Source organism: Kitasatospora sp. NPDC054939 (assembly GCF_053610105.1).
In genome coordinates, this window is record NZ_JBSGXP010000065.1 from 1 (window position 1) to 24220 (window position 24220).

The window sequence follows — 24220 nt, forward strand, 5'->3', positions numbered from 1 at the left end:
GCCCGGACCCACGGCCACCCGGGCGCCGCCGCACCCCCCCGGGGTCCGGCGGCGCCCGCACCGCGTGGCGCGGGGCCTCAGGCCGAGCCGCTGCCGGTGCGCCGCCGCAGCAGCCAGATGCCGCCGAGCCCGCCGAGCACCAGGGCCGCGCCGCCGGCCAGCTGGGCCGGGTTCTCGGTGACGGAGCCGCCGAGGCCGGTGCTCATCGCGCCGTGCGGGGAGCCCGCGGCGCCGGACTGGCCGAGCGAGCCGGCCCATTCGCCCGCGGCCTGGCTCCAGCTCCCGGCGCTCTGGTCGGCCGATGGCAGGGTCACCGTGGTGACCGAGACGGTGGTCGAGAAGGCCGCCCCGTCGGGGCAGGTGCCGTCGACCTTGCTGTCGCCGCCGGCCTTGCCCACGAGCCGGGCGGAGCCGGTGTGCTTGCCGTCCGAGCCGAGGGTGAGGGTGGCGGGGCCGCCCTCGAAGGCCTGGGAGCTCGCGGTGATGGTCTTGGCGGTGGGCTTGTCGGACTTCTCGCAGGAGACCGTGACCGTCACGGTCTGGCCCGGTGCGGCCTGGGACGGGCTGACCGAGGCGGCGCCGTCCTTGGCCAGCGCGGTGGGGGCCGTCAGGCCGGTCAGCAGCGTCGCGCCGATCAGGGCGGCGGCGGCCGTACGCGTGGGGCGCATGCCGGAACCTCCGGGATTCTCGGGCGCAGCCGGGGACTCCGATGTCCACGTGATCGATCAACCACACCCAGTCAGCCACGACGCTAGGAGCCCTCCCCCGGGGCGGCCACCGCTCTGAGCCGTTCGGGGGAGAGCCGGTCACCCGGAGTGACCGTGCGGCGGATCAGAGATCCAGGTCGACCACGACCGGGGCGTGGTCCGAGGTGCCCTTGCCCTTGCGCGCCTCGCGGTCGACGTAGCTGTCGGTGACCGCCTCGACGAAGGGCTTGTTGCCGAAGGTGAGGTCGATCCGCATGCCGCGGTTCTTCGGGAAGGCGAGCTGGCGGTAGTCCCAGTAGGTGTAGGGGCGGTCGTACTTCAGCGGGCGGGGCAGGACGTCCTGCAGGCCGGCCTCGGTGAGCGCGGTGAGGGCGGCGCGCTCGGCGGGGGTGACGTGGGTGAGCCCCTCGAAGGCGGCGACGTCGAAGACGTCCGCGTCGGTGGGTGCGATGTTGAAGTCGCCGAGGACCGCGAAGGGGCGCGGGCCTGCGGCGTCGTCGGCGGCGACGTCCCGCAGGACCTTCAGCCACTCCAGCTTGTAGCGGTAGTGCGCGTGGTCGACCTCGCGGCCGTTGGGCACGTACACCGACCAGACCCGGACGGGGCCGCAGGTGGCGGCGACGGCGCGGGGCTCGACCTCGGGCAGCAGGGCGCCGTCGGCGAGGTAGCCGGGCTGGCCGGGCAGGCCGCGGACCACGTCGTCCAGGCCGATCCGGGAGACCACGGCGACACCGTTCCACCGGCCGGTGCCGTGGGCGGCGGTCTCGTAGCCCAGCTCGCGCACCTCCTCGAACGGGAAGGCGTCGGCGGCGCACTTGAGCTCCTGCAGGCAGAGCACGTCCGGCTTCGCGCTCTCCAGCCATTCGAGGAGCTTGGGCAGCCGCGCGGTGACGGAGTTGATGTTCCAGGTGGCGATGCGGACGGTCACGGCGGGCGGCCTTCCCGGGCTGAGCGGACGGGGGCGGGCGCCCGGCAGGACGCCCACCCCGAATCTACCTCCCGGCGCCGACAGCCCGGCCGTGGCGCCGAACCGCGGACCGGCCCGAGCGCGGCCCGGCGGGACCGGTTCCGCGGGCCCCGCCGGCGGCCCTCAGCGGGCGGGCCGCACCACCGCCGCCGCGCCGCCGCCGCGCCGCACGGGTTCGGCGGCGGCCACCCAGCGGCCGTCCGGCAGCCGCTCGACGCCGGTCGCGGCGCCGATCTCGGGGGTGGCGGCGAAGGCGTGGCCGAGTGCCTCCAGGCCGGCCCGCTCGGGCCCGGCGAGGTAGCCGGGCTCGGCCTGGGTGGCGGCGGCGTTGCGCTGGCTGGCGCGCGGGGCGGCGATGGCCTCGACCAGGCTGAGGCCGCGGTCGAGCCGCCCGAGCAGCACCTGCAGGGTGGTGGTGATGATGGTCGCGCCGCCCGGCGAGCCGGTGGCCAGGACGGGCACGCCGTCGCGCAGCACCACGGTCGGGGAGAGCGAGGAGCGGGGCCGCTTGCCGGGGCCGGGAAGGTTGGGGTCGGGCACCCCGGGGGTGAGCGGGGTGAAGCTGAAGTCGGTCAGCTCGTTGTTGAGCAGGAAGCCGCGTCCGGGGACGGTGATGCCGCTGCCACCGGTCTGCTCGATGGTGAGCGTGTACGAGACGACGTTGCCCCACTTGTCGGCGACGGTGAGGTGGCTGGTGGACAGGCCCTCGTACGGTTCGGCCGCGTCGGCCGGGCCGGCGCTCGCGCAGGCGGCCGGGTGGCGCGGGTCGCCGGGGGCGAGCGGGCTGGTGAGCGCCCGGTCGGGGCGGATCAGGCAGGCCCGGGCGGCGGCGTGCGGGGTGGAGAGCAGTTCGCGGACCGGGACGTCGGTGAACCGCGGGTCGCCGACCCAGCGGTTGCGGTCGGCGAAGGAGATCCGGGAGGCCTCCAGGAAGCGGTGCTGGTACTCGGTGGCGCCGAGCCCGGCGAGTTCGCCGGTCTGCTCCAGGATGCCGAGCGCCTCGCCGACGGTGGTGCCGCCGGAGCTGGACGGCGCGATGGAGTAGATGTCGTAGTCGCGGTAGGCGACGTGGGTGGGGCGCTGGACGTTGACCCGGTAGCCGGCCAGGTCGACGGCGTCCACCTTGCCGGGCCGGGCGGTGCGGCCGGAGGCGGGGTCGACCGGCGGGTGCTGGATGGTCCGGACGATCTCGCCGGCGAGGGCGCCCCGGTAGAGGGCCCGGCTGCCCTCCTTGGCGAGCAGCCGGTAGGTGCCGGCCAGATCGGGGTTGCGGAAGGTGGAGCCGACGACGGGCAGCGCGCCGCCGGGCAGGAAGAGCTTGGCGGTGTCGGGGAAGTCCTTGAAGCGGGCCTGGTTGAGCGCGGTCTGCTCCTGGAACGTCCGGTCGACGGTGAAGCCCTTGGCGGCGAGCCGCTCGGCGGGCTTGAGGGCCTCGGCGAAGGAGCGCCGGCCCCAGCGGTCGACGGCGGTCTCCCAGGTCGCCGGGGCGCCCGGCACGCCGACCGAGAGCCCGCTGGTGACGGCGTCGGGGAACGGGATCGGCTTGCCGTTCTCCAGGAAGAGCGTCTCGTCGGCGGTCCGGGAGGCGGTCTCGCGGCCGTCGATGGTGTGCACCCGGCCGGTGGCGGCCTCGTAGTAGACGAAGTAGCCGCCTCCGCCGATGCCCGCCGAGTACGGCTCGGTGACCCCGAGCGCGGCGGCGACGGCGACGGCCGCGTCGACCGCGTTGCCGCCCTTGCGCAGCACCTCGATCCCGGCGGCGGTGGCGTCGGCGTCGACGCTGGCCACCGCCCCGCCCCAGCCGACCGCCTCGGGCACCTTGGGCGGGGCGTCGGCGGCCCCGGCGGGGGCGGCGACGGAACAGACCAGGGCGGTGGCGAGCAGCAGGGGCGGGGCGATGCGGGCGGTGGCTCTCATCCGGATCCTCCTGAGTCGGCGTCAGCACCGTTGTTTCACAGGAGACATGATCAGGACAACCACACCGCGCGGGGCGGCGCCGGCGGGTGCTCGCAGGGTCGCGCCGGACCGGGCGGGGCTGTGCAGACACCCCCTACGACAGGCTGCGCTCCACCCGGCGGCGCTTGATCGTGCGGAAGCGGCGGGCCACCTGCCGGGCGAGGTCGGCCGCGCCGACCAGGCCGGCGTCGTTGCCCAGGGCGGCGTGCACGATGGTGGCCTCGGGCCGGAAGCCGCGGCCGGTCAGGGTGCGCCGGAAGGTGTCCCGGGCCGGTCCGAGCAGCAGGTCGCCGGCCTCGGAGACGCCGCCGCCGATCACGAAGCGGCCCGGGTCGAGCCCGGCGGCCAGGTTGGCGATGCCGACGCCCAGCCAGGTGCCGACCTCGTACAGCAGTTCGGTGGCCATCGGGTCGCCGGCCCGGGCGGCCTCGGTGACCAGCGGGCCGGTGATGCCGTCCACCTCGCCGCCGGCCCGGGCGAGCAGCGGCTGCACGGTCGGGGACTCCTCGGCGACCAGCTCGCGGGCGTCGCGGACCAGCGCGTTGCCCGAGGAGTACTGCTCCCAGCAGCCCCGGTTGCCGCACGGGCAGCGGTGCCCGCCCGGCATCACCTGCATGTGGCCGAACTCGCCCGCCAGCCCGTACTTGCCCCGGTCGACGTAGCCGTCGCGGACGACGGCGCCGCCGATTCCGGTGCCGAGGGTGAGCATCACCATGTGGTCCTCGCCGCGCCCGGCGCCGAAGCGCCATTCGGCCCAGGCGGCGGCGTTGGCGTCGTTCTCGACGATCACCGGGAAGCGCAGCCGTTCGCCGAGCGCCTCCTGCAGCGGTTCGTTGCGCCAGTTGAGGTGGGGGGCGAAGAGCACCCGGGAGCGCTCGGCGTCGACCCAGCCGGCGGCGCCGACGCCCACCGCGTGGACGTCGTGCCGGTCGGCGAGCTGCAGCACCAGGTCGACGATGACGTCCTCGACGACCTTCGGGCTCTTGCTCTTGTCCGGGGTGTCGGTGCGCAGCTTCTCCACCACCCGGCCCTCGCCGTCCACCACCCCGGCGACCACCTTGGTGCCGCCGATGTCGACGCCGATGGTGGGCAGGCGCAGGATGCTCGCCGGCAGGGCGCGGCGGCGGCGCTCGGCGCGCGGGCCGAGGCCGAGCAGGGTGGGCAGGACGGGGGGCCGGGTGGTGCCGCCGGTGCTGGTCACGGCTGCGGACGCTCCTCGGGGGTCGGGGGCTGGGTGCGGGCGAGCTCGTGGGTCAGCTCGGCGAGGTCGGAGCCGCCCGCCATCTCGGTGGTGAGCCGTTCGAGGCCGATCTCCGCCCGGGGGTGGCTGCCGACCGCGGTGCCGCGGCGCAGCAGGGTGAAGTGGTCGCCGACCAGGTGCGCGTGGTGCGGGTTGTGGGTGATCAGGACGACCCCGAGGCCGGCGTCGCGGGCGGCGGTGACGTACTTGAGGACCACCCCGGACTGCTTGACGCCGAGGGCGGCGGTCGGCTCGTCGAGGATCAGCACCCGGGCCCCGAAGTGGACGGCCCTGGCGATGGCGACGCACTGGCGCTGGCCCCCGGAGAGGGTGCCGATGGGCCGGTCGACGTCGTGCAGGTCGATGCCCATCCGGGCGAGCGCCTCGCGGGTGGTGGCGCGCATGCCGTCGGCGTCGAGCCGCAGGCCGCCCCAGCGCTTGTGGCCCTGCTCGGAGCCGAGGAAGAAGTTCCGCCAGACGGGCATCAGCGGGACGACCGCGAGGTCCTGGTAGACCGTGGCGATGCCGCGGTCGAGGGCCTGGCGCGGGGAGGTCAGCCGGACCTCCTCGCCGCCGATGGTGTAGCGGCCCTCGTCGTGCTGGTGCAGCCCGGCGATGATCTTGATGAGGGTGGACTTGCCGGCGCCGTTGTCGCCCAGTACGCAGCTGATCTCGCCGGCCCGCAGGGTCAGCGAGACGTCGCGCAGCGCGCGCACCGAGCCGTAGGTCTTGCCGACGCCCGTCAGGGAGAGCAGCTCGGTCATCGCGGCCCCCGCTCGGCCCGGCGCTTGACCCAGGAGTTGAGCAGCGCGGCGAGCAGCAGCATCGCCCCGAGGAAGAACTTGAACCAGTCCGGGTTCCACTGCGCGTACACGATGCCCTTGCTGGTCATGCCGAAGATCAGGGCGCCCAGCGCGGAGCCGAGCACCGAGCCGTAGCCGCCGGTGATCAGGCAGCCGCCGATGACGGCCGCGACGATGTAGATGAGCTCGTTGCCGACGCCCTCGCCGGACTGCACGGTGCCGAAGGAGAACAGCAGGTGCTGGCCGAGCACCCAGGCGCCGAAGCCGACGCCCAGGTAGAGAACGGTCTTGGTGAGCGCGACCGGCACGCCGACCGCGCGGGCGGCCTGGGCGTCGCCGCCGACCGCGAAGACCCAGTTGCCGAAGCGGGTGCGCAGCAGCACCCAGCTGCCGACCACCAGCAGGCCGAGCCACCACCAGACGGTGGCCTTGACGGTCAGTCCGCCGACGGTGATCTCGGAGGCGAACAGCCAGCGGCAGGAGGCGAAGCCCTCCATGTCGGAGATCGGCCTGGTGGCGACCGTCCCGGAGACCAGCTTGGTGATGCCGAGGTTGGCGCCGGTGAGCATCAGGAAGGTGCCGAGCGTGACGATGAAGCTGGGCAGTCGGGTCCGGCTGAGCATCCAGCCGTTGAAGCCGCCGACGGCGAGCACGGTCAGCAGCGACACCAGGACGCCGACCCAGGTCACCGCGGTCAGCTGGTAGCTGACCATCGAGGAGGTGAGGGCGGCGGTGGTCACCAGGACGCCCGCGGAGAGGTCGAACTCGCCGCCGATCATCAGCAGCGACACCGGGACGGCCATGATGCCGATGGTGGAGGCGGCGTACAGCACGGTGCCGAGCGAGGAGAGCCGCAGGAAGCTGTCGGCGGTCGCCGAGAAGACCAGGAACACCGCGACGGCCGCGATCAGCGCGCCCAGTTCCGGACGGGCCAGCGCCCGGCGCAGCGCGGCCGGGCGGTCCTGGGCGAGGACGTCGGTGGTGCTCACCTGGTCCCCCTCGCGACGTACGCGGCGAGCGCGTCGGCGTTGTCCCGGGTGAGGATCTGCGGGCCGGTCAGGACGGGCTTGCCGCCGCCGAGCACGTCGAGGTTGTAGCGGTACAGCCAGAGCAGGTCGACGCCCTGGTAGCCCTGGAGGTACGGCTGCTGGTCGACGGCGAAGCCGATGCCGCCGGACTTCAGGCCGTCCACCACCTGGGGGTTGAGGTCGAAGGTGTCGAGCTCGACCGCGCGCCGGGCGTCCTGGATCGCCTGCAGCCCGGTGGCGGCCATCGGGGCGGAGAGGGTGAGTACGGTGTCGATCGCCGGGTCGGCCTGGAGCTTGGCGGAGACGGCGGCGCGGGCGTCGGGCATGTTGACGCCGTCGACGTAGAGGATCTGCAGCGAGCCGCCCGCGGTCGCCCGGGCGCCGGAGCAGCGCTGCTCCTGGCCGACGTTGCCCTGCTCGTGGATGACGCACAGCACGTTCGTGCGCCCGCGCCCGGCGAGGGCGGTGCCGGCGGCCTGCCCGGCGGTGGTCTCGTCCTGCCCGATGTGGGTGAGCGCACCGTACTTGGCGGAGTACTCCTGGCCGGAGTTGACGGTGATGACCGGGATGCCCGCGGCCTTCGCCTTGAGCAGGACGTCCCCGAGGGCGTCGCCCTTGGCGAGGGTGACCAGCAGGCCGTCGACGCGCTGGTCGATCGCCGCCTGGACGAGCTGGACCTGACCCTGGGTCTGGGCGTCGTTGGAGTACAGGAAGGTGATGTTGTCCTTGGCGGCGGCCTGCTCGGCGCCCTTGCGCACGGTGTCCCAGAAGGCGTCGCCGGCACCGGCGTGGGTCACCATGGCGACCTTCCAGCGCGGGGTGTCGACGGCCGCGCCGCCGGCCGCCGCGGCCCTGCTGCGGGCCTGCTCGGCGCGGAGTCCTCCGGTACTGCTGCAACCGGCGAGGCCTGCGACCAGCGCCAGGACGGCGACGGCGGGCCAGAGCCGGCGGTTGGGGCGAAAGCGGGTATTGCTCATCCCCATAGTCTCGCTGGCCGCCGGGAGTGCGATCGCACCGCCTCGCCCTCGGCGGGCGTCCGTCCGGACGGTATCGTGCCCCTCCCGGGGCATTCCTGGGAGATCACCGGGTGCTGGGCGGGCCGCGGGCCCACGAGGTGGCAGGATGGGTCCGGCCTGGGAGCGGTTCGGCGCGTCGGACGTGACGTTCCTCTCAGGTTCCGCTCAGATATGGACGGCAACCGATCCGCCGGTCCGTACCGTCTGATGCGATGGAGCGCGGCCGGGCAAGTGGGAGCCCGGGCGGCTTGCAACCCGGATACGAGAACTCGATGCAACTGACAGGTACCCCCTTCTTCGTCCTCACGGTGATCCTCGTGCCGATCTCGATCGCCGTGGCGCTGTTCTTCTGGGGACGCGTCAAGGGCCCGCGGCCGGTGCGGATCCTGTCCCGCCTGGTGATGATCCTGTTCTCGCAGGTCACCGCGGTGCTGATGGTCTTCGTGATGGTCAACAACGCCAACCTGATCTACGGCAGCTGGGACGACCTGCTCGGCACCGGCAACCATGTCCGGGCCGTGCCGCCCGTCCCGACGGCCGACCCGGCGCCCAGCGCCTCCGGCAGCGCCGGCGCCGCGCCGGAGACCAAGGCCCCGCCGAAGGCCCTGCAGGCGTTCCGCGGCGTGGACGACCCCAAGGTGCCGGGCGACGTGAAGAAGACCGACCTCAAGGGCCAGGTCTCCGGCGTCGACGGCGAGGTGCTGGTCTGGCTGCCGCCGCAGTACGACGACCCGGCGTTCAAGGACCGGAAGTTCCCGGTCGTCGAGCTGATCCCGGGTTACCCGGGCTCCTCGTCCACCTGGTACGGCACGCTGAAGGTCTCCGAGCAGCTGAAGCCGCTGATGCAGCAGGGCAAGGTGGCCCCGTTCATCCTGGTCTCGCCGCGCACCCTGCTGCTCGACAAGCACCGCGACACCGGCTGCGCCAACGTGCCGGGCGTGGTCAACGCCGACGCGTGGCTCTCCCGGGACGTCCCGCAGATGGTGATCGACAACTTCCGGGCCGACCCGGACCCGGCCCGCTGGGCGGTGGCCGGCTACTCGGCGGGCGCCCACTGCGCCACCAAGCTGGCCGTCTCCCACCCCGACCGCTACCGGGCCGGCATCAGCCTCTCCGGCTACAACGACCCGGCCGCCGAGCCGGAGTCGCTGACCGGCAAGGACGCGGCCCTGCGCGAGGCCCACAACCCGGTCAACATCCTGAAGAAGGCCGCCACTCCCCCGAACGTGGCGCTCTACATGAGCGGCAACAAGGGCGACGGCTACGAGGGCGCGGTCGCGGTGAAGGACGCCGCCAAGGCCCCGACCACCGTCACCCCGGTCGAGACCACCGGACCGCACGCCAGCGACACCTGGAAGCCTTTGCGGCCGGGCGCCTTGGCGTGGGCTCCCAGGGGGACGCCGGGCACGCCGTATGGCCTCGCGTCACATCCACCCGGCCCCCGCCTGGAGCTCTCGGGGGGGGGCGCCGGCGTACGGTGAGGCGAGTTCCAGCGCCAGGTAGAAGTCCACCCGGTCCTCCAGCCGGGAGAGGTCCCGCCCGGTCAGCTCCTCGATCCGGCCGATCCGGTAGCGCAGCGTGTTGACGTGCACGTGGAGCTGGGCGGCGCAGCGCGTCCAGGAGCCGTCCGAACGGAGGAACGCCTCCAGGGTGCGGACCAGGTCGGCCTGGTGCTCGATGTCGTACGCGATGACCTTGTCGAGCAGCCGGCTGCGGAAGGCGCGGCGGACCTCGTCGGGCACCGCGGCCAGCAGCAGGACGTGCGAGGCCAGCTCCTCGGGGCCGGCCACGCAGACCCGGCCGACCCGGGCGGCGGCGATCCGGCGGGCGTGCCGGGCCTCCTCCAGGGCGCCGCGCAGGCCGCCGGCCTCGGAGGCGGGCGCCGACACGCCGAGGGTGATCCGGCCCTCGGAGCCCAGGCCGGCCTCCAGCGGGGCGAGCAGGTCGCGCAGGGTGTCGGCGGGCACGGTGCTGTCGAGGGCGGGCATCACCACCACGGCGCCACTGCCGGAGGCGGCGACCAGGGCGCGGTCGGTGGTGTCGGTCAGCGCCTCCTCCAGCACCGCCCGGACGACGCCCTCGGGCAGGCCGGTGCCGTCGGCGCTGAGCACCAGCCAGGAGCCGTCCGGCACCTGCGGGCGGGGCTCGGGTGTCTCGTAGCGGGCGGCCATCGCCGAGGAGGCGTACAGCGTGCGGCTGATCTCGGCCGGGTCGGCGTCGCGCTGCAGCAGGGTGAGCACCTCGTCGGCGAGGCGGCGGCGCAGCCGGCGGCCCTCGTCGCGGCGCTGGCGCTCGGCGGCGACCAGCCGGGCGAGGTTCTCGGCGAGCTGCTGGCGCTTGGGGCTCCACTCGGTGACGTCGCCCGCGACGGCGAGCATCCAGTCGGCGAGCGGCGCCTCGGTGTCGGCCGAGGCGGGGGCGGGCAGCAGCGAGTACGAGCCGGTGAGCAGCCGGGCCCGGTGCGGGGGGCGGCGGCGCTGGCGCTGGGCGCCGAGGTGGGCGCGGACCAGCTGGTCGCGGTCCTCGGCGGTGAGCTTGTCGGCCGGTCCGGCGATCACGGCGCCGGTCGGGGTGAGCACCCAGCAGTCGAGGTCGAGGTCGCCGCCGAGCAGGTCGAGGACAGCGTCCAGGCCGCCGCCGCCGGCCGCGGAGACCAGCAGCCGGTGCCGGTCGACCAGGGCCGCGAGGTCGGCGGCGCGGTCGGCGGAGACCTGCCGGCCGATGAACTCGGTGACGGTGCCGAAGGCGATGTCGTCCGGTACCGCCAACAGGGGCATGCGGTGGCGCCGACACGCCTCGACGAGGTCCTCCGGGACGGGGCCGACCTCGGCCTCGCCGGCGGCCAGGGCGACGGCGCCGCCGGCCACGATGGTGCGCACGAACCGTTCGGAGTCCTCCGGGCCGGTCCGCCACAGCATGCCGGTGAGCACCAGCTCGCCGCCGTGCAGGTAGCGCCCCGGGTCGTGCAGATCCGTGGTCATGACACCGCTGACCTGCCGGTCCAGCTCGTCCTCGGCCGCGAGCAGCCGCAGTCGCGGTGCTCCGGGAGCGAGCAGGTCACGGACGCGCATCCGCGGACTCCTTCGGCTGGGTGGGGGGGGTGGGGTGGGGCCCCTGGCCGGGAAGCCGGGGCTCACAGTGTGCACGAGAAGTCGTGCTCGGTGTTACGTACCGACGGCCGCCCGGATCACGGGCCCGTAGCTTCGCCGTCACGGCCGGATTACGGTCGTAGGTAGCGCCCGGACAACAGCTGGGCTGCGCAATTGTCCTCCTTAGAGGAACGTACAGGATGGCGGGGCGACCCACAGCCGGGGCTTCATGCCATCGGTGACTCCCAGTGGCCCCCGTCACAGGGGTTCACTGGCCATACGCCGTCGGACACACCGAGGTGACCAGGACACGACGCCGAGGCAACGAGGCGGTTGCCAGGTCCGGACACCGAGCTCCGGGCACTGTGCCCACCGGTCCGGCAGGCGACGACTTGAGGAGACACCCGCATGGAGTTCCTTCGGCCCGCCACCTGGGACGAGGCACTCGCGGCGAAGGCTGAGTACCCGACCGCGCTGCCCATCTCGGGCGGTACGGACGTCATGGTCGAGATGAACTTCGACGTGCACCGGCCATCCGCGATTCTCGACCTGAACCGCATCACCGAGCTGGCCCAGTGGGAGAACGACGGCAGCGTCGTGAAGCTCGGCGCCTCGGTGCCGTACACCCGGATCATCGACGAGCTGTCCGGCCCCCTGCCGGGCCTGGCCCTGGCCGCCCACACGGTCGGCTCGCCGCAGATCCGCAACCGCGGCGGCGTCGGCGGCAACCTCGGCGCGGCCTCCCCGGCCGGCGACTCGCACCCCGCGCTGCTGGCGGCCGGGCGCGACGTCTTCGTCGAGGCGGCCTCGGTGCGCGGCACCCGGCTGATCCCGATCGACGACTTCTACGTCGGTGTGAAGCGCAACAGCCTGGAGGCCGACGAGCTGATCCGCGCGGTGCACATCCCGGTCGCCGACGGACCCCAGCAGTTCTCGAAGATCGGCACCCGCAACGCGATGGTCATCGCGGTCTGCGCCTTCGGCTTCGCCCTTCACCCGAAGGACGGCACCGTCGGCACCGGTATCGGTTCGGCTGCCCCCACGCCGCGCCGCGCCGTCGAGGCCGAGGAGTACCTGCAGGGCGTGCTCGCCGAGCGCGGCCTGTGGGAGTCGGGCGACCTGCTGGGCACCGAGGTGATCCAGAAGTTCGGCGAGCTGGTGAAGGCCGCCGCCTCGCCGATCGACGACGTCCGGGGTACCGCCGACTACCGGCGGCACGCGCTGGCCGTGATGGCCCGCCGCACCCTCACCTGGACCTGGAACGACTACAGCAAGCAGATCAGGAGCGCGGCATGAGGGTCACTTTCACCGCCAACGGCAAGCCGGTGGAGGCGGACGACGTCTGGGAGGGCGAGAGCCTGCTCTACGTCCTGCGCGAGCGCGTCGGCCTGCCCGGTTCGAAGAACGCGTGCGAGCAGGGCGAGTGCGGCTCCTGCACGGTGTACCTGGACGGCACCCCGGTCTGTTCGTGTCTGGTCGCGGCCGGACAGGTGCAGGACCGCGAGGTCCGCACCGTCGAGGGCCTGGCCGACGAGAACGGCGAGCTGGGCCTCGTCCAGCAGGCGTTCATCGACGCCGGCGCCGTGCAGTGCGGTTTCTGCACCCCCGGCCTGCTGGTGCAGACCGACGCGCTGCTGGCGCAGGACGCCCAGCCGAGCGACTCCGACATCCGCGAGGCGCTCTCCGGCAACCTCTGCCGCTGCACCGGTTACGAGAAGATCATGGACGCGGTGCGGCTCGCCTCCGCCCGCAAGTGCACTGCCGAGGGGGCAGGCGAATGAGCACCCGAACGATTCAGGGCCAGAAGAACCTGCAGGACATCCGGCAGGCCTCCAAGGACGGCATCGGCGGCTCGCCGCTGCGCCCGGACGGCACGCTGAAGGTCAAGGGCGAGTTCGCCTACTCGTCCGACATGTGGCACGAGGACATGCTCTGGGGCATGGCGCTGCGCTCGCCGCACCCCCGGGCCAACATCCTCTCCGTGGACATCTCCGAGGCCCTGAAGGTCCCCGGCGTCCAGGCGGTGCTGACCCACGAGGACATCCCCGGCTCGAAGTTCTACGGCCTGGAGATCCAGGACCAGCCGGCCCTGGCGATCGACAAGGTCCGCTACCACGGTGAGGCGATCGCGCTGGTCGCGGCCGACCACCCGGAGACGGCCCGCCGCGCGGTGAAGAAGATCAAGGTCGAGTACGAGGTGCTCACCCCGCTCACCACCGAGGAGCAGTGCCTCGACCCCGAGACCCACGGCTACGTGCACGAGCCGCACGAGTACAAGTCGCACGGGTACGGCAACATCTGCCACGAGCAGAAGCTGGTCTCCGGCCTCGGCGTGACCGACGAGGTGCGCGCGCTGGCGGACGTCGTGGTGAAGGGCACCTACGAGGTCGGCATGCAGGACCAGGCCTTCCTCGGCCCCGAGTCCGGCCTGGCCGTGCCCGCCGAGGACGGCGGCGTCGACCTCTACATCGCCACCCAGTGGCTGCACGTGGACCGCCAGCAGATGGCTCCCGTGCTGGGCCTGCCGGAGGAGAAGGTCCGGCTCACCCTGGCGGGCGTCGGTGGCGCGTTCGGCGGCCGCGAGGACCTGTCGATGCAGATCCACGCCTGCCTGCTGGCGATGCACACCGACAAGCCGGTCAAGATCGTCTACGCCCGCGACGAGTCCTTCTTCGGCCACGTGCACCGCCACCCGGCGAAGATGTACTACGAGCACGGCGCCACCCGCGACGGCAAGCTGGTCTACGCCGACGCCCGGATCGTGCTGGACGGCGGCGCCTACGCCTCCGCCTCGCCCGCCGTCGTCGGCAACGCCGCCTCGCTCGGCCACGGCCCGTACGTGATCCCGAACGTGCGGATGCACGCCATCGCGCTCTACAGCAACAACCCGAGCTGCGGCGCCATGCGCGGCTTCGGCGCGGTGCAGGCCGCGTTCGGCTACGAGACCCAGATGGACCGCCTCGCGGTCGAGCTGGGCATGGACCCGGTCGAGCTGCGCCAGCTGAACGCCATGTCCGAGGGCGACTACATGCCCACCGGCCAGCAGATCGACTCGCCGGCCCCGGTCGCCGAGCTGCTGCAGCGGGTCAAGGACATGCCGCTGCCGCCGCCGCTCGACCTGGAGAACCTGGACATCCGCCAGGTGCCGGGCGCGCTGTCGAACACCTCGCACGGCGAGGGCATCGTCCGCGGCATCGGCTACTCCGTCGGCATCAAGAACGTCGGCTTCTCCGAGGGCTTCGACGACTACTCCACCGCCCGGGTGCGCCTGGAGGTGATCGGCGGCGAGCCGGTCGCCATGGTGCACACCGCGATGGCCGAGGTCGGGCAGGGCGGTGTCACCGTGCACGCCCAGATCGCCCGCACCGAGCTGGGCGTGGAGCAGGTGACGATCCACCCCGCCAACACCGAGGTCGGCTCGGCCGGCTCCACCTCCGCCTCCCGCCAGACCTACATGACGGGCGGCGCGGTGAAGCTCGCCGCCGAGGCGGTCAAGGCCGCGCTGATCGAGAAGGGCCGCCGCCGCTACGGCTGGGAGCACCGCGACATCGACCTGGTCGGCGGCAAGGTGGTCTCGGAGTCGGCCGGCGTCCTGGTCCCCATGGTCGACCTGCTCGGCGACGAGGCGATCGACCTCACCCGGGAGCACCACCACCGTCCGACCGTCCCCTTCGACAAGGAGACCGGACAGGGCTTCGGCCACGTCCAGTACACCTTCTGCGCCAACCGCGCGGTCGTCGACGTGGACGTCGAGCTCGGCCTCGTCAAGGTCGTGGAGCTGACCGCCGCCCAGGATGTGGGCAAGGCGCTCAACCCGCTGTCGGTCGTCGGCCAGATCCAGGGCGGCTGCACCCAGGCGCTCGGGCTCGCCGTGATGGAGGAGATCGTGGTCAAGGACGGGAAGGTGCGCAACGCGTCCTTCACCGACTACCTGATCCCCACCATCCTGGACACCCCGCCGATCCCGGTGGACATCCTGGAGCTCCCCGACCCCAACGCCCCGTACGGGCTGCGCGGCGTGGGCGAGGCCCCCACCGTCTCGGCGACGCCGTCCATCGTGGCCGCCATCCGCAACGCCACCGGCCTGGCGCTCAACCGGATCCCGGTCCGGCCCGAGCACCTCACCGACACGCTGTGAGACCTCCCCGGGGCGGCGACCGTCTTCCCCGCCGCCCCGGGGCGCACCACCGCACCACGGAAACCGAGAAGACAATGCACCAGTCCGCTGCCTCTCCCACGCCGGGGCTCTGCAGCGCCCTGCACCACCCTGCGCACGCCGTGAGTCGAATCGTCCCCCTGTGCCACTCCGTTGACTGGCTGTCAGGTCGGCTCGCCCACCCCAACCCCCTTTGACACTTGGGAGTGGACATGACCCGGATCCCCACGGAGACCGGCACCACTGAAGACAGACCCGCCGACGACGACGCCCCCACGTCGACCTCGGCCACACCACCGAGGAACGCGGTCGACGCGTACTTCAAGATCTCGGCCCGGGGCTCGACCTTCGGCAACGAGCTGCGCGGCGGCCTCACCACCTTCATGGCGATGGCCTACATCCTGCTGCTCAACCCGATCCTGCTGTCGGGCGCCGACAAGAACGGCCTCCACCTGGACCACGTGCAGCTGACCACCGCCACCGCGCTGGCCGCCGCCGTCACCACGATCCTGCTCGGCGTCGTCGGCAACGTGCCGCTGGCCGCCGCGGCCGGCCTCTCGGTCTCGGGCGCCATCTCGGCGATCGTCGTGCCGCACACCACCTGGCCGCAGGCCATGGGCCTCTGCGTGATCTACGGCCTGCTGATCGTGCTCCTGGTGGTCTCCGGCCTCCGCGAGAAGATCATGAACGGCATACCCCTGCCGATCAAGCACGCGATCACCATCGGCATCGGCCTCTTCATCGCCCTGATCGGCCTCAACAAGGCCGGCTTCGTCTTCCAGGGCAAGGGTCCGCTGCTGTCGCTGGGCCCCACCGGTGAGCTGGCCGGCTGGCCCGTCCTGATCTTCTGCCTCACCCTGCTGTCCATCTTCATCCTGCTGACCCGCAACGTCCGCGGCGCGATCCTGATCGGCCTGGCCGGCGGCACCGTGCTGTCGTTCATCGTGACGGCGGTCGCCGGGATCGACGACAAGGTCTGGGGCCTGCAGGTGCCCAAGTGGCCCGGCAGCCCGGTGGACTCCCCCGACTTCGGGCTCTTCGGCGACGTCGACCTGTTCGGCGCCTTCGGCAGCCAGGGCATGGGCGCGATCAGCGCCTCGGTGGCCGTCTTCACCCTGGTGCTGGCCGGCTTCTTCGACGCGATGGCGACCATCATCGGCGTCGGCACCGAGGCCGGGCTCGCCGACAAGCAGGGCCGGATGCCCGGTCTGAGCAAGGCCCTGTTCGTGGACGGCGCGGGCGGCGCGATCGGCGGTGCCGCCGGGGCCTCCGGCCAGACCGTCTTCGTCGAGTCCGCCACCGGCGTCGGCGAGGGCGCCCGCACCGGGCTCGCCTCGGTGGTCACCGGTGCGTTCTTCACCCTGATGCTCTTCTTCACCCCGATCGCCGGCATGGTGCCGGTCCAGGTCGCCTCCGCCGCCCTCGTCGTCATCGGCTCGATGATGATGAGCCAGGCCCGGCACATCGACTGGGCCGACCGCGAGGTCGCCATCCCCGCCTTCCTCACCTGCGTGCTGATGCCGTTCACCTACAGCATCACCGCCGGTGTCGCCGCCGGTGTCATCACCTACTGCGCGATCAAGGCCGGCCGCGGCAAGTGGCGCGAGCCCGGTCCGCTGATGTGGATCCTCACCGTGGTCTTCGTCGTCTACTTCGCCCTCACGCCGATCAAGGACTGGCTGGGCGTGCACTAGTCGCGGTTCCGCCGCCGTACGGGGATCGTTCTCCGTACGGCGGCACCTCCCGTTACCCTCGAAAGCGCCAAGGAGCACCGGAAATGCACGACATCGCCGAGCAGCTGCAGGCCTGGCACGCGTCCGGCCGCTCCTTCGCCGTGGCCACGGTGGTCGGCGTCTCCGGCAGCGCCCCCCGCGACCCCGGCGCCGCGCTCGCCGTCGACGCGGCGGGAGAGGCGATCGGGAGCGTCTCCGGCGGCTGCGTCGAGGGCGCCGTGTACGAGCTGTGCCGCGAGGCCGTCGAGTCCGGCACGCCCGTGCTGGAGCGCTTCGGCTACAGCGACGAGGACGCCTTCGCGGTCGGCCTCACCTGCGGCGGCACCCTCGACGTCTTCGTCCAGCCGGTGGTGCCCGGCAGCGACCCCGGCATCGACGCCGGCATCGCCTACATCGCCTCCGGCACCCCGGTCGCCCTGGCCCGGGTCGTCGCCGGCCCCGCCGGGAACCTGGTCGGCGCCGCCGTCGCGGTCACCGCCGACACCCACCACGGCACGCTCTCCCCCGCCGCCGCCCTCCCGGCCCCGGCCACCCGGGCCGCAGCCGGGGGGACCCCCGCCGCGCGCCCCCTCCTGCTCGCCCTGGAGCGCGCGGTCGTCGCCGAGGCCCGGGCCATGCTGGACGCCGGCCGCACCGGCCGGGTCGTCCTCGGCCTCGACGGGCGCCCCTGCGACGAGGAGGGGCAGGGCACCGTCACCGTCTTCGTCGAGTCGTACGTCCCCGCGCCCCGGATGCTGGTCTTCGGCGCCATCGACTTCGCCGCCGCCGTGGTGCGGATCGGCAAGTTCCTCGGCTACCACGTCACCGTCTGCGACGCCCGCCCGGTCTTCGCCACCGAACGGCGCTTCCCCGACGCCGACCGGGTCGTCGTCGACTGGCCGCACCGCTACCTCGACTCCCAGCTGGACCGCCTCGACGGCCGCACGGTGATCTGCGTCCTCACCCACGACGCCAAGTTCGACATCCCGCTGCTGGAGCGCGCCCTGCGGCTGCCGGTCGGCTACGTCGGCGCGATGGGCTCCCGCCGCACCCACCGCGACCGCAACACCCGGCTGCGCGAGGTCGGCCTCACCGACGCCGAGATCGCCCGGCTGCGCTCCCCCATCGGCCTCGACCTCGGCGCCCGCACCCCCGAGGAGACCGCCGTCTCGGTCGCCGCCGAGATCGTCGCCCACCGCCGCGGCGGCAGCTGCCTGCCGCTCAGCCGCGGCGACGGCCCGATCCACCGCGACCTGGCCCGCGCCGAGGAGCCGGCCGCCGCCCCCAGCGCGGCCTGACCCGCGCCGGACGCCGGTCGGCTCAGCGGGTCACCACGGTGTGCGCCTCGCAGATCAGCGGCCGGGCGGTGGGCATCCCGATCTCCTCCAGGATGGGCCGCAGCACCGCCGAGAAGCGTTCGAAGGCCTCCACCGACTCCCAGACGTCCGTGATGTGCCAGCCGCCGCCCGGCGTCTCCCCCGCCGCGTGGACGATCAGACCGGGCACCGGCCAGTCCGAGGGCTCGTGCAGGCCCGCACCGCCGGTGAGCCGGTCGACCGCCTCCTCGTACTGGGCGCGGGTGACGTCGGAGAACTCGAACGAGACGATGACCGGCACGGGGCTGCTCCTGTCCGCGGGGACGCTGTCGCCCTCCAGTGCAGCCCCGCCGCGTTCCACCGGCCATCCCGGCACGGCAGCCGGGTGACGGGCTCAGCCCAGCGCTCGGACCCGCTCCGCGACCGGCCGCAGCTCCTGCTCGGTCTCGTCGTACTCCACCCGCTGGCCCTCGGTGAGCAGCCGCCCGCCGTCGGCGTCCGCGACGATCGAGTCGAAGTACACCGTCAGCTCCGGCCCGCCGCCGTCCGGCGCGATCGTCCCGTAGCCGTGGTCCGCGTGGTACGCCTTCACCGTTCCGGTCGCCATGGCGGCCTCCTCCGTGTCTCGTGGACGTGAACGCCCCAGGAGTACCAAACGCCGCTGCCCGATCCCCGGGACACGCCCGGCCGCCCGGTCAATCCGCCGTCCCCGCGGGGACGACCCACCGCGTGGGCTGGCCGGTGACCGCGGCGATCATGTCGTAGTCGCCGTCGTAGTGCAGGACCGTCGCTCCGTGCCGCTCCGCGGTCGCGGCGACGACGAGGTCGGGCACCGAGAGGGCCCGCCAGTTGCCGGCGGCGATCAGCATGGCCTGGACCTCGACAGCCCGGTCCCACACCTCGCCGGGCGTAGCGAGCCAGTCGAAGCCGCGCATGCCCTCCCTGATCCGGTCGGCGTCCGCCTTGGAGCGGGCGCTGTGCACCACCTCCAGCTCCACGGCGCCGCAGACCGCCAGGAGGCCGGCGTTGTGCAGCGGCTCGATCACCGCACGGACGCTCGGCTTGGGGTAGCGGGCCAGGGCCGATTTGTCGATCAGGTAGCGGCCGGTCACGCCGTCCGGTCCAGGGGTTGTTCCACCGGGCCGGTGAGGTCGGGCAGGCCGCCCTCGGCGAGCCAACCGAGGAACTCCTCCCGCCGACGCCGCTTGATGGCGTCCTCCAGCGCCGCATTGACCGTGGCGACCTTGGTGGTGGTTCCGAAGATCTCGGCCGCCTCTGCGAGCAGCTCGTCATTGACGTCTATCACGGTACGGGCCACGGGAGACCTCCTGACGGGGGGCCAGTGATATCGACTTCAATCCTATCCGATATCACGGCCCCACTGAATCAGCCCCGTCAGGTCAGGTCGAGGCGGGCGGCGAGGCGGAGCAGGCCCGGGGCCAGGCGGGAGAGCACGCGGGCGGCCTTGGCCTCGGGGGTGACCGGGACGATCGGCTTGTTGGTGCGGACCGCATGGACGATCCGGGCGGCGACCTTCTCCGGCGGGAAGCCGCGGCGGGCGTACAGCCGGGCGGCGCGGGCCTGCTTGGCCGCCTGCTGGTCGGGGGTGGTGGCGGAGAACGTCGAGGTGCGGGTGATGTTGGTGTTGACGATGCCGGGGCAGACGGTGGAGACGCCGATGCCGTGGCCGGCCATCTCGGCGCGCAGGCAGTCGGAGAGCATGAACACCGCGGCCTTGCTGGTGGCGTAGGCGGTGAGCGCCTTGGACGGCAGGTAGGCGGCGGCCGAGGCGAGGTTGACGAGGTGGCCGCCGGCGCCGCGCTCGGCCATCAGGGCGCCGAAGGCGCGGCAGCCGTGGATGACGCCCCACAGGTTGACGTCGAGGATGCGCTGCCACTCCTCGTCGGTGGTCTGCAGGAAGGTGCCGGAGTGGCCGATGCCGGCGTTGTTGACGACGACGTCGGGCACGCCGTGGTCCGCGGCGACCTGCTTGGCGAAGGCGTCCACGGCGGCGCCGTCGGCGACGTCGATGCGGTAGGCGTGCGCCGGCGGCCCGATCAGGGAGGCGAGTTCGGCGGTGCGCTCGGCGGCGGCGAGGTCGAGGTCGCAGACCACGACCCGGGCGCCGTCCTCGGCGAAGGCGAGCGCGGTGGCCCGGCCGATGCCGCTGCCGCCGCCGGTCACGACGACGAGCCGGCCGTCGTCGTGGCGGGCCGCGCCCAGGCCGGCCTCGGTGCGGGCGGCGTGCTCGCGGATCATTCCGGCCACGGTGGACCCCTTCTCCAGCAGTGCGGACCAGTGGGTGGCGTGCAGGGTGCGGCGGGTCAGCCGCGGCACCCAGCGCTCCAGGCCCTCGGACAGGAACGGCGCGACGTAGTGGTCGGCGGTGAGGGTGACCAGCTGGACGGGCACCTCGGTGGGCCGTTCGCGCGGGTTGCGCAGGGTGGGCCGCATGTTGGCCCGGTAGAGCTCGATGCCGCGCACCGCGTCCTGCCGCAGGGTGGGCTGCGGGTGGCCGGGGCGCGGGGTGACGCCCTCCAGGTCGCGCAGCACCCGGGGCCAGGCCCGGGCGAGGCCGAGCCGCCAGATGCCGGGGGCGAGCCAGGGCAGGTGGAAGGCGGTGATGTACCAGGAGGAGAGGCCCTGGGTGAGCAGCTGCCTGAGGTGGCGCGGGGTGGGCCGGCGGTAGCGCTCGCGCAGCCAGTGGCCCATGTGGTCGAGGCAGGGGCCGGACATGGTGGTGTAGGAGGCGATGCGGGCCTCGGCGCCGGGCGCGGTGACGGCCTCCCAGGACTGCAGCGAGCCCCAGTCGTGGGCGGCGAGGTGCACCGGGCGGTCGGGGCTGACGGCGTCGGCGACGGCGAAGAGGTCGGCGGCGAGCTGTTCCAGCCGGTAGCCGTGGCGGCCGGCCGGGGCCCCGGAGGCGCCGGCGCCGCGGACGTCGTAGCGCACCACGTGGTGGTCGCGGGCCAGGTCCGCGGCGACGTCGTCCCAGACCGCGTGGGTGTCCGGATAGCCGTGCACCAGCAGGACGGTGGGGGCGGCCGGGTCGCCCTCCTCGTACACGGCGAGCGGGACTCCCCCGGACTGCACGATGCGGCGGGTGGTCATACGGCCTCCTCCAGGGCGGTCCAGCGCCGCACGTGCGGCAGGTCGTCGTCCAGCCAGTAGGCGCCACCGTACTCGTCGTCGGGTGAGTCGGTGACCACGAGCAGTTCCTCGAACTTGATGCCCACCGAGCGGAAGCCGATGTGTGGTTCGACCGCCCACAGGCCCGGGGTGGGGGCGTGCCGGGACGCCCGGCCGTCCGCCCAGAGCGGGGAGCGGCCGTGCAGGCGCTCGCTGATCAGCTCCCGGCCGAGGGTCTGGAGGGTGCGCACCCCGAAGCCGAAGAGGTTGACGCCGGCCGGGCCGCGGGCGGTGGTCCGGGTGACCTGGTGGCCGATGACCCGGCCGGGGTAGACGCGGTGGCGGTTGTCGTAGCCGTGCTCGGCGATCTGGGCGTCGACGGCGGCGTACACCTGGTCGAGGGTCCGGCGGGCGCGGACCTCCCGGAGGATGAGTTCGCGGTAGACCCGCAGGTCGGCGGCGAGCCGGTCCCAGACGGGGTTCTCGCCGACCTTGCCGCCGTAGCCGATGTCGGCGGTGTAGCCGTCGACGACGGGGGCGCAGTCGAGGACGTACGGCATGCCCTCCTCCAGCCGGCGGTTGCCGGCGAAGAACTGCAGCGGGGTGTGGAAGTGCCGGAAGGCGGTGCGGTCGCCGAACCACGCGAACGGCACGTGGAAGAAGTCCTGGACGCCGGCGGCGACCAGGCAGCGGCGCAGCTTCGCGGTGGCCTGGCGCTCGGTGACGCCGGGTTCGATCCAGGCGGCGACCTGTTCGGCGCAGTGGTAGGCGAGTTGCTGGGTCTCGCGGAAGCGGTCGAGGTCGCGGTCGGTCCAGCGGAAGGCGGGCGTGGTCGCCACGGCGGGGCTCCTCACAGGTCGAGGACGAGGGTCTCGCCCTCGGCGGCTCGGGAGACGCAGGGCAGCAGCGCGCCGGCGGCGCGCTGTTCGGCGGTCAGCCGGCGGTCGCGGTGCTCGGGGGTGCCGGCCACCAGCCCGACCTCGCAGGTGCCGCAGAAGCCCTGTCGGCAGGAGTACGGCAGGTCCGGGCGGGCCTCGCGCAGCACGTCGAGGGCGGATCGGTCGGCGGGGACGTCCAACACGGGTCCGCCGGTGCCGAGTCCGAGCCGGAACGGGCTGCCGCCGGTGACCGGGGCGGCGCCGAAGCGCTCGAAGTGCAGGGCGGTGGCGGGCGAGGCGTCCAGGGCGCGCTGGACGGCGGTGAGCATCGGGGCCGGGCCGCAGCAGTAGACGGCGGCCCCGCGCGGGGCGTCGGCCAGGAGTTCGGCGCCGGTGGGCGGGCCGCCGTGCTCGTCGTCGGTGCGCAGCCGGACCCGGTGCGGGTCCAGGGCGCGCAGTTCGTCGGCGTACGGGAGGGTGTCGGCGGTGCGGCCGGTGTGGACGAGCCGCCAGTCGAGGCCGAGGCGGTGGGCCTCGTGGGCGGCGGGCAGCAGCGGGGTGATGCCGATGCCGCCGGCGAGCAGCAGGACGGCGGGTTCGCCGCAGAAGGCGAAGCCGTTGCGGGGGCGGCGGGCGGTGAGCCGGCTGCCGGGGTGCAGGGCGTCGTGGATCTCGGTGGAGCCGCCGCCGCCGTCGGGCAGCCGGCGGACGGCGATCCGGTAGCCGGTGCGGTCGGCGGGGTCGCCGGTGAGCGAGTAGTGGCGCCGGCGGCCGGAGGGCAGGGTGAGGCGCAGGTGCGCGCCGGGCTGCCAGCCGGGGAGCGGGCCGCCGGATGGGTCGGCGAGGCGCAGTTCGACGACGTCGGTGCAGAGGTCGCGGCGGGCGGTGACGACGAGTTGCAGCGGCGGGGTCGGCCGGGCCGCGGGGCGGCGCGGGTTGCGGCGCAGCAGCGGGCGGCCGAGGGCGGGGGTGTAGCGGTCGCCGAAGGCGGTGAGGCGCCGCAGGAAGCGGTCGGGGCCGGGCCGGCCGTAGAGGTCGGGGGGCGGATTGTGCAGGTCCATCGGTGCGGTGGTCCCCGTTCTGGTGGGTGGCGGCACTGGCGGGCGGCGGCGCGGGTTGCGGCGCTACCGGGAGGCGGCGGCGCGGGCGGCCGGGGAGGCGGCGAGGTAGCCGAGGGCCTGGCTGGAGGAGCCCTCCTGGGTGGGGTGGTAGCCGCGGCGCAGGTAGCGCAGGCCGGAGCGGAGGGACTGCACGGGGTCGGGCAGCATGCCGCGCCGGGAGATCCGGTGGGCCTCGCGCCAGGTGGGCCGGATGCGGCCGTCGAGGGTGGGGTCGGCGGCGAGCAGGAAGCGGGCGCCGCGCACCCAGAGGTGGACGAGCAGCGGGCCGGAGACCAGCATGCCGCGGACCCGGCGGAGGTAGCCGGGGTCGAGGTGGACCATCAGGTCGAAGGCGACGCTGCGGTGTTCGACCTCCTCGGCGCCGTGCCAGCGCAGCAGGTCGAGCATCGTGGGGTCGGCCTGGGCGCGGTCGAGGCCCGGGGAGTTGAGCGCCCAGTTGCCGAGGAAGGCGGTGAAGTGCTCGATGGCGGCGACGAAGGCGACCCGTTCGATGATGTTCTCGCGCCGCTGGGCGGGCGTCAGGCCGGGCTTCTCGCCGAGGATGCGGCGGAAGAGCCAGGAGACCTGCCGGACGTAGGGACGGGGGTCGAGGCCCTGGCCGAGGAGGTGGTCGAGGACCTCCTGGTGGGCCTCGGCGTGGATGGCCTCCTGGCCGATGAAGCCGAGCACCTCCTCGCGCAGCTGCTCGTCGGTGATCAGCGGGAGGGCGTCCTTGAAGACCGTGACGAACCAGCGCTCGCCCTCGGGGAGCAGCAGGTGGAGGACGTTGATGGTGTGGGTGGCCATCGGCTCGTCGGGGATCCAGTGCAGCGGGAGGCGGGACCAGTCGAAGTGGACGTCCCGTGGTTCGAGGACGAGGTCGCGGTGCACGGGGGTGGGGGCGGGGGTGGGCATGAGGGGGCCTCCTGACCTGCGGGTGGCAGCTCGACTCCGGGAAACGTACTCGCGGGTAGGCCGGGCCACAAGGGTTTCGGCGGTTCTTATCGACATTGCGTCTAATAGCGTGCCCGCACGGGTGCCCGGACATGCCGGAGCCCCGCCCTCGGAAGGGCGGGGCTCGGGGTGCGGGGCTCGGGGTGCGGGTACGGCGCGCGACGGCGGC

The 24220-nt window shown here is 73.6% G+C and carries 22 protein-coding genes; 6 read left to right on the forward strand and 16 right to left on the reverse strand.

Going from position 1 to position 24220, the window contains the following annotated elements:
- Nucleotides 1-77: 77 nt before the first annotated feature.
- From ACWGB8_RS19835 to ACWGB8_RS19865, 7 genes are all read right to left on the reverse strand, one after another.
- Nucleotides 78-668, reverse strand: a complete 591-nt coding sequence (locus ACWGB8_RS19835) for a hypothetical protein (RefSeq protein ID WP_452214818.1) — start codon at nucleotides 666-668, stop codon at nucleotides 78-80.
- A gap of 163 nt (nucleotides 669-831) precedes the next feature.
- Entirely contained in the window at nucleotides 832-1635 is an 804-nt protein-coding gene (locus ACWGB8_RS19840; protein ID WP_452214819.1) for an exodeoxyribonuclease III, read from the reverse strand.
- Nucleotides 1636-1797: 162 nt separating this feature from the next.
- Nucleotides 1798-3591 carry a gamma-glutamyltransferase gene (gene ggt, locus ACWGB8_RS19845; protein ID WP_452214820.1) on the reverse strand — a complete coding sequence of 598 codons (1794 nt, stop codon included), beginning with the start codon at nucleotides 3589-3591 and terminating at the stop codon, nucleotides 1798-1800.
- 133 nt (nucleotides 3592-3724) lie between these two features.
- Nucleotides 3725-4831, reverse strand: a complete 1107-nt coding sequence (locus ACWGB8_RS19850; protein WP_452214821.1) for an ROK family glucokinase — start codon at nucleotides 4829-4831, stop codon at nucleotides 3725-3727.
- On the reverse strand, nucleotides 4828-5634 hold the full coding sequence (locus ACWGB8_RS19855) for an ATP-binding cassette domain-containing protein (protein WP_452214822.1): 807 nt from the start codon (nucleotides 5632-5634) through the stop codon (nucleotides 4828-4830). Before ACWGB8_RS19855 ends, ACWGB8_RS19850 begins: the two co-directional genes overlap by 4 nt.
- Nucleotides 5631-6662 carry an ABC transporter permease gene (locus ACWGB8_RS19860; protein ID WP_452214823.1) on the reverse strand — a complete coding sequence of 344 codons (1032 nt, stop codon included), beginning with the start codon at nucleotides 6660-6662 and terminating at the stop codon, nucleotides 5631-5633. Before ACWGB8_RS19860 ends, ACWGB8_RS19855 begins: the two co-directional genes overlap by 4 nt.
- Complete coding sequence (locus ACWGB8_RS19865) at nucleotides 6659-7684, reverse strand: substrate-binding domain-containing protein (protein ID WP_452214824.1); 1026 nt, start codon at nucleotides 7682-7684, stop codon at nucleotides 6659-6661. The genes ACWGB8_RS19860 and ACWGB8_RS19865 overlap by 4 nt, the downstream gene beginning before the upstream one ends.
- Before the next feature lie 305 nt (nucleotides 7685-7989).
- On the opposite strand from ACWGB8_RS19865, the gene ACWGB8_RS19870 reads away from it, so the two are divergent.
- Entirely contained in the window at nucleotides 7990-9198 is a 1209-nt protein-coding gene (locus tag ACWGB8_RS19870) for an alpha/beta hydrolase (RefSeq protein WP_452214825.1), read from the forward strand.
- On the opposite strand, the gene ACWGB8_RS19875 is transcribed toward ACWGB8_RS19870, so the two are convergent.
- Nucleotides 9142-10788 (reverse strand): PucR family transcriptional regulator, encoded by a 1647-nt coding sequence (locus tag ACWGB8_RS19875; RefSeq protein ID WP_452214826.1) that lies wholly within the window; start codon nucleotides 10786-10788, stop codon nucleotides 9142-9144. The genes ACWGB8_RS19870 and ACWGB8_RS19875 overlap by 57 nt on opposite strands.
- A gap of 426 nt (nucleotides 10789-11214) precedes the next feature.
- Between ACWGB8_RS19875 and ACWGB8_RS19880 the strand changes: the two genes are divergently transcribed.
- The 5 genes from ACWGB8_RS19880 to ACWGB8_RS19900 all read left to right on the forward strand — a co-directional run bounded on the left by ACWGB8_RS19880 (nucleotide 11215) and on the right by ACWGB8_RS19900 (nucleotide 17972).
- Nucleotides 11215-12102, forward strand: a complete 888-nt coding sequence (locus tag ACWGB8_RS19880; protein WP_452214827.1) for an FAD binding domain-containing protein — start codon at nucleotides 11215-11217, stop codon at nucleotides 12100-12102.
- Entirely contained in the window at nucleotides 12099-12587 is a 489-nt protein-coding gene (locus ACWGB8_RS19885) for a (2Fe-2S)-binding protein (RefSeq protein WP_452214828.1), read from the forward strand. Before ACWGB8_RS19880 ends, ACWGB8_RS19885 begins: the two co-directional genes overlap by 4 nt.
- Nucleotides 12584-14944 carry a xanthine dehydrogenase subunit D gene (gene pucD / locus ACWGB8_RS19890; RefSeq protein WP_452214829.1) on the forward strand — a complete coding sequence of 787 codons (2361 nt, stop codon included), beginning with the start codon at nucleotides 12584-12586 and terminating at the stop codon, nucleotides 14942-14944. Before ACWGB8_RS19885 ends, pucD begins: the two co-directional genes overlap by 4 nt.
- A gap of 230 nt (nucleotides 14945-15174) precedes the next feature.
- Entirely contained in the window at nucleotides 15175-16656 is a 1482-nt protein-coding gene (locus tag ACWGB8_RS19895) for an NCS2 family permease (RefSeq protein ID WP_452214830.1), read from the forward strand.
- An 83-nt stretch (nucleotides 16657-16739) separates the two neighbouring features.
- Nucleotides 16740-17972 carry an XdhC family protein gene (locus ACWGB8_RS19900; protein WP_452214831.1) on the forward strand — a complete coding sequence of 411 codons (1233 nt, stop codon included), beginning with the start codon at nucleotides 16740-16742 and terminating at the stop codon, nucleotides 17970-17972.
- 22 nt (nucleotides 17973-17994) lie between these two features.
- Here ACWGB8_RS19900 and ACWGB8_RS19905 read toward each other — a convergent pair whose 3' ends face one another.
- The 8 genes from ACWGB8_RS19905 to ACWGB8_RS19940 form a co-directional block, all read right to left on the reverse strand.
- Nucleotides 17995-18291, reverse strand: a complete 297-nt coding sequence (locus tag ACWGB8_RS19905) for a hypothetical protein (RefSeq protein WP_452214832.1) — start codon at nucleotides 18289-18291, stop codon at nucleotides 17995-17997.
- A 93-nt stretch (nucleotides 18292-18384) separates the two neighbouring features.
- Nucleotides 18385-18597: a cold-shock protein gene (locus tag ACWGB8_RS19910; RefSeq protein ID WP_452214833.1), complete on the reverse strand. Its 213-nt coding sequence runs from the start codon at nucleotides 18595-18597 to the stop codon at nucleotides 18385-18387.
- An 88-nt stretch (nucleotides 18598-18685) separates the two neighbouring features.
- Nucleotides 18686-19102, reverse strand: coding sequence for a PIN domain-containing protein (locus ACWGB8_RS19915; protein ID WP_452214834.1), 417 nt, complete (start codon nucleotides 19100-19102; stop codon nucleotides 18686-18688).
- Nucleotides 19099-19308, reverse strand: a complete 210-nt coding sequence (locus ACWGB8_RS19920; RefSeq protein ID WP_452214835.1) for a type II toxin-antitoxin system VapB family antitoxin — start codon at nucleotides 19306-19308, stop codon at nucleotides 19099-19101. Before ACWGB8_RS19920 ends, ACWGB8_RS19915 begins: the two co-directional genes overlap by 4 nt.
- 77 nt (nucleotides 19309-19385) lie before the next feature.
- Nucleotides 19386-21101, reverse strand: coding sequence for an SDR family oxidoreductase (locus ACWGB8_RS19925; protein ID WP_452214836.1), 1716 nt, complete (start codon nucleotides 21099-21101; stop codon nucleotides 19386-19388).
- Complete coding sequence (locus tag ACWGB8_RS19930; RefSeq protein ID WP_452214837.1) at nucleotides 21098-21958, reverse strand: M24 family metallopeptidase; 861 nt, start codon at nucleotides 21956-21958, stop codon at nucleotides 21098-21100. The genes ACWGB8_RS19925 and ACWGB8_RS19930 overlap by 4 nt, the downstream gene beginning before the upstream one ends.
- A gap of 11 nt (nucleotides 21959-21969) precedes the next feature.
- Nucleotides 21970-23058: a PDR/VanB family oxidoreductase gene (locus tag ACWGB8_RS19935; protein ID WP_452214838.1), complete on the reverse strand. Its 1089-nt coding sequence runs from the start codon at nucleotides 23056-23058 to the stop codon at nucleotides 21970-21972.
- Nucleotides 23059-23121: 63 nt separating this feature from the next.
- A complete protein-coding gene (locus ACWGB8_RS19940) occupies nucleotides 23122-24012 on the reverse strand; it encodes a metal-dependent hydrolase (protein WP_452214839.1) in 891 nt (296 codons plus the stop codon).
- Between the last annotated feature and the right edge of the window lie 208 nt (nucleotides 24013-24220).